The organism is Bartonella sp. AC62GZZY, from assembly GCF_042196525.1.
Taxonomy (GTDB): Bacteria; Pseudomonadota; Alphaproteobacteria; order Rhizobiales; family Rhizobiaceae; genus Bartonella.
Window position 1 is genome coordinate 1 of record NZ_JBHIQN010000021.1, and the last position, 5,239, is coordinate 5,239.

Genomic DNA, 5,239 nt, shown 5'->3' on the forward strand with positions numbered 1-5,239 from the left:
GGTTATGGAATTGTTGGAGACGCTGGTATCCATGCTGCGGCTTGCCAAATGATTAATCCTTATCATTTGGGGGCTTTGCCAGATTGACAACGAGGCTTTGAGGCAAAGGGGTGGATTTTAAGGCAAAGGGATTGAAATTTCTTGAGGAAGAGGTAAGCGTAGGGCGTGTCGTGTACTTGAGGAAGTTTTCGATGAGGCAATGAATGAGGTTGATCTGGGACTGAGGTTGATCTTGGCCGCGTGCTTGGCTTTCAATAGAACACCCTTCCTTGGGAAAAGGAAATTATTCTATCTCTCAAGTGCCCTCTTCTTTGCTGCACTACCTTGGGGCTTTGGTATTGAGGGCTGATGTTAACATTTGGCAGCTTTCTCATAAAAGCTTTATGGAAGATGAAAGTTTGGGCTTTGAAAAAAAATATCGAAAAAATCTATTTGGGCCGGTTTTGCTAGATGATTCAAATCGTCATAAAGACAAAGCAACTTCGTTACGATTTTCTTGCACTCGTTTGCTTCTTCTTTGGAAAGCAGCTTATCTTCCTGAAAATAAAAAGAGCACTTAGAATTTTAGAACCATAGATCCAAATTTGTGCAATAGAAGAAGATATTTTTATGAAAATTTGATCGACGAGAAAAGAGAAGCCTTAAGACAATAGGGGGCACACTGTGAGTGATGAAAACATGATGTTTGAAGGTGATGGAAAAAAATGCACCGCTGATATTGTCTTTATAAAAGATGAGGGATACAAGCGCTTGATATTGATTGAACCCTCATTCATTGTGAGGACGAAAGCTTCGGTTCATGAAAATGGCTTAGAAATTGAAACAAATGAGGGGTAAAAAAATGAGGGGCAATGGAAAAAATGCACCATTGGATAAAGAACCACGGTCTTTTGCGCTGGAAGAAGCGTTTTTGACAAGCAAAAATTATAAAGTCATCTTTTGCATTGCTTTCATTGTGGCAGCTTTTACAATGGCATTCTTTATGTTTTTTAAGTGGGATTTGACAGGGTGGTGGAATTATATCCTATTCATTTTAACATTAATATTGGTTTTTATATCAACGCTTCTTTTTGTACTCATTCCTGTTGCCTTTGTGGTCCGCATCATCTTTACGCGTTTGTTGAAAAAAAAGATCGATATGTTGGATCAAGCACTCTGGAAGCGAAGAAAAACGGCTTACCAACAAAACAGCGCGTGAAGGGAGGGCAGAAAATGAATACTGGTCTTTATATATTCTCATGCGTTGTAGGAGACCTTCTCTTCGTGCAATGTTTGAAGGTGATGGAAAAAAATGCACCGCTGATATTGTCTTTATAAAAGATGAGGGATACAAGCGTTTGATATTGATGAACCCTCATCCATTGTGAGGACGAAAGCTTCGGTTCATGAAAATGGCTTAAAAATTTGAGACAAATGAGGGGTAAAAAATGAGGGGCAATGGAAAAAATGCACCATTGGATAAAGAACCACGGTCTTTTGTGCTTGAAGAAGCGTTTCTGACACGCAAAAATTATAAAGTCATCTTTTGTATTGCTTTCATTGTGGCAGCTTTGAGAACGGTTCTTCGCTTCGTACCCATGTTGCTTGGGTGGAAGTTGGTGGAGTGGGAAGGGGATGTCGTGGCAGCTCTCTTGTTAATCATGTGGCTTATATCAGCGCTTCTTTTTGTACTCATCCCTGTTGCCTTTGTGGTTCGTATCATTTTCACGGTTCTGTTGAAAGAAAAGATCGATATGTTGGAGCAAGCACTCTGGAAGCGAAGAAAAACCGCTTCTCAACAAAACAGCGCATGAAGGGGCGGGGAAAATGATAGATATTAAAATAATGGATATTATTGTTGTACTCTCGTGGGGTGTGGGCTTGATGCTTTTCACGCTGCTTTCTGCTGTGGTCATGATGTTTATTTGGGCATTGTATTACTCTACTTTCAAGCGGGTGAGACTGTATTGCCAAGTGACAAAAGAATTAAGCCGCGTGCTTGAACAACCTGTTGCTTTTGAGCCGTCTAGTGGAGCAACGCCGATGATTAAGCCGTTATCTGAGGAAAAAGAGTTTTCTCTTTCTGATGAGGAAATCTTAACGATGGAAAGTGCAACGGCGCTTTTAAAGAGTTTGGGGTGGAAGGTGGAAATTGAAGGAAAAGGAGATCATTTGGCCACCTATTATTTACCAGATCGTGAAGTGCAGTTTCTTTATAATGCTGAGAAGGGGTATCCGCGATTTGATTGTGCAATTGCGGTGGTTTCTGGTATCCATGCGGCGACTTGCCAAACGATAGACCCTTATAATTCTGGAGGCTTGATTGCTCTTGAATTGAGTTTTGATGTGAAGGGGTTGGAAATTTTTGAAGAAAAGGTAAGCGTTGGATGTTTACGTCGTGCACTCGAGAAAGCTTTCGATGAGGCAATGACTGAGGTTGATCTTGGCAAGATGCTTCACTCTCAATATAGAATCCTGCCTTGGGAAAACAAAACTGTGGTCCCTCGGTTGGCTTCTTATTCCCTGCGTTATCTTGCGGCTCTGGCTTTGATGGGCGATGTTGAAACTTTACACTCTTATCACAAAAGCTTTATAGAAGGTGAGAAGCTGGGCTTTGAGGCAAGCATTGAAGAAGAGCATCTGGAACGCGCGATGGTGATCGCTCAGGCGGTAGAAAAGACAAAGCAACCCAGTTACGATTTGCTTCAACAGGCGGCAAAGGATTTTTCCATGGAGGTAGAAAGCTATGAATGTTTTAGAGCTACGGATCCCAATTTGTGCAATAGAAGAAGAGATTCTTATGAAAATTTGATCGAGGAAAAAAGACAAGAATTAAGGCAACAGGGATATTTTGTTTATGAAAAGGACGCGATTTGTGAGGTTGATGGAAAAAACTATCGTCCCGATATTCTTTACATAAAGGATGGGGAGTTAGAATATATGGATGTAGAAATTAGGATTGATGAAAAAAATTATTGAGAAAAATAAAGAGTTTAGATAAATTAAAAAGAGCTTAAACCTGAAAATAATGCGTAAAAAGCGCGAAGCGTAAAAGCAGAGGGGAACAATGCAGGAGAAAAAAGCAACATTTGAAGTGTCTTTCTTTTCATTTAGAAAATTTATGGTGTCTTCAGTGGAAAGGTGTAAAGGGGTGGGACGGTGTAAAATAATAGGGCACCGCTTTTTCATCATGTTTTATACATGCCTTATCATGATGGCTTTAGAAGTTCCTGCGGGTGCAAAATCTCTGGTACAGCCGTTGCAATGGACAAGATGGGAAGGAATTGGTTCTCTTATTTTTCTCTTACCAGTGTTGATATGGTTTTGTCTTCTCACACCCCTTCCTATTTTGTGGGGGATTTATCGTTTTAAAGAGCGTAAATTGGAAAAAATAAAGAAAAAACTAAAAGAAAAAATAAAGCAGCAAGAGATTAATCAATGAGGTTATACGCATGAGGGGTGAGGCCGCAGTTTTTATTTTGTTTCTGCCGATTGGATATTTTTTTCTAAATGCAGTTACAGTTTTTGCCATTTTTGTGAATATGATTATTGTGGCGCCTTATTATTCTTTAATCAAGCGTTTGAGGCTCTATTACAGAGTGAAAAAACAAAGACGTTTGATGAAAGAACATCCACAGCGTTTTTGTTTCTTTGAAAAAAGCGGAAAAGAAAAAGAGAGAGTGCCACAAAACTTAACACTAGAAACACAGATAAGTTTCTATTCGTTAAAAAAATGGCTCGCTTTTTCACGCAAAGATTATATCCTCCACGCATGCCTCTCTTTCATCATTATGTTTTTCAAAGCTTATGTCTATGTGAGTTTCTCTAAAAGGGTAGCTGAGATAGATGAGAGCAGATTTGAATATCTTGTCATTCTCTTGCTTTTCTGGTTTTTTTTATCGGTATGTATTTTTGCAACGATCCCTGTTGTTGTGATCCTTCGTGAAATTTTAACTCATCGATTGAAAAAGAAGATTCAGCAATTGGAAGAAGTGACTGAAGCAACCCAATCAATCAATTTATAAAAAGAAGGGGATAAAATGCATTACGAAATAGCGGCATTTTGGACGGTGATTTTTATCATTCTGCTGGGGGGTTTTTTTGATTTTTTCTTAACAATACCCATTGTGGCACTGTATATTTCTTTTATCAAGCGTTTGATCTCTTATTACAAGGTTACCAAACAATTAAACGCAGCGCTGAAAAAGCGCACGTAGTGCTCGTGTCATGGGGGAGGCATAAGTTTTAGATCATGCCATTGCTTCATGACGTGAGAGGAGGGCATCGATTGTTTTTCTCATTTTACGCTGATCTCTGGGGGGAAAGGGGTGATGGTAAGTGATAGGCTGATGATAGGCTTTAATGGGGCTGTTTATCGGAAGTTATTATTTTCTGTGAATTTGTAAAATCGTAAAAATGTGGAACTGTAATAGGGGGTGTGGTTGGTCAAGGGCTGTGAGGATTGTGGAGCGCTTGGGGAGAAGAGGTGCCAATGGAGGCATAAAGGTTGGATTGTGCAATGCGTCAAAATTAGAATGGGGGGAATGGAGGGCGTTGGGGGAAAAGGGTTGATGGCAATGAATAGGCTTATAATAAGCTTGTAATAGGCTTTAATGGGGCTGTTTATCGGAAGTTATTATTTTCTGTGAATTTGTAAAATCGTAAAAATGTGGAACTGTAATAGGGGGTGTGGTTGGTCAAGGGCTGTGAGGATTGTGGAGCGCTTGGGGAGAAGAGGTGCCAATGGAGGCATAAAGGTTGGATTGTGCAATGCGTCAAAATTAGAATGGGGGGAATGGAGGGCGTTGGGGGAAAAGGGGTGATGGTAAGTGATAGGCTTATGATAGGCTTCAATGGGGCTGTTTATCGGAAGTTTGTTGTTTTCTGTGAATTTGTAAAATCGTAAAAACGTGGAACTGTAATAGCGTGTGTGTGGTTGATCAAGGGCTGTGAGGATTGTGGAGCGCTTGGGGAGAAGAGGTGCCAATGGAGGCATAAAGGTTGGATTGTGCAATGCGTTAAAATTAGAATGGGGGGAATGGAGGGCGTTGGGGGAAAAGGGGTGATGGTAAGTGATAGGCTTATGATAGGCTTCAATGGGGCTGTTTATCGGAAGTTTGTTGTTTTCTGTGAATTTGTAAAATCGTAAAAACGTGGAACTGTAATAGCGTGTGTGTGGTTGATCAAGGGCTGTGAGGATTGTGGAGCGCTTGGGGAGAAGAGGTGCCAATGGAGGCATAAAGGTTGGATTGTGCAATGC

At 40.5% G+C, this 5,239-nt stretch carries 7 protein-coding genes; 6 read left to right on the plus strand and 1 reads right to left on the minus strand.

What is annotated here, in order from left to right:
- Positions 1-663: 663 nt before the first annotated feature.
- The 6 genes from ACFIML_RS08290 to ACFIML_RS08315 all read left to right on the plus strand — a co-directional run bounded on the left by ACFIML_RS08290 (position 664) and on the right by ACFIML_RS08315 (position 4,004).
- Positions 664-837 carry a hypothetical protein gene (locus ACFIML_RS08290; protein WP_375607086.1) on the plus strand — a complete coding sequence of 58 codons (174 nt, stop codon included), beginning with the start codon at positions 664-666 and terminating at the stop codon, positions 835-837.
- Positions 838-841: 4 nt separating this feature from the next.
- Positions 842-1,198 carry a hypothetical protein gene (locus ACFIML_RS08295; RefSeq protein WP_375607085.1) on the plus strand — a complete coding sequence of 119 codons (357 nt, stop codon included), beginning with the start codon at positions 842-844 and terminating at the stop codon, positions 1,196-1,198.
- A gap of 229 nt (positions 1,199-1,427) precedes the next feature.
- Entirely contained in the window at positions 1,428-1,793 is a 366-nt protein-coding gene (locus ACFIML_RS08300; RefSeq protein WP_375687887.1) for a hypothetical protein, read from the plus strand.
- Between the two features lie 13 nt (positions 1,794-1,806).
- Positions 1,807-2,958: a DUF6990 domain-containing protein gene (locus ACFIML_RS08305; RefSeq protein ID WP_375687889.1), complete on the plus strand. Its 1,152-nt coding sequence runs from the start codon at positions 1,807-1,809 to the stop codon at positions 2,956-2,958.
- 211 nt (positions 2,959-3,169) lie between these two features.
- Positions 3,170-3,421 carry a hypothetical protein gene (locus tag ACFIML_RS08310; protein WP_375607083.1) on the plus strand — a complete coding sequence of 84 codons (252 nt, stop codon included), beginning with the start codon at positions 3,170-3,172 and terminating at the stop codon, positions 3,419-3,421.
- A gap of 10 nt (positions 3,422-3,431) precedes the next feature.
- Positions 3,432-4,004 carry a hypothetical protein gene (locus ACFIML_RS08315; RefSeq protein ID WP_375687891.1) on the plus strand — a complete coding sequence of 191 codons (573 nt, stop codon included), beginning with the start codon at positions 3,432-3,434 and terminating at the stop codon, positions 4,002-4,004.
- 611 nt (positions 4,005-4,615) lie between these two features.
- Here ACFIML_RS08315 and ACFIML_RS08320 read toward each other — a convergent pair.
- A partial coding sequence (locus ACFIML_RS08320) for a hypothetical protein (protein WP_375687893.1) occupies positions 4,616-5,239 on the minus strand: 624 nt, incomplete at its 5' end.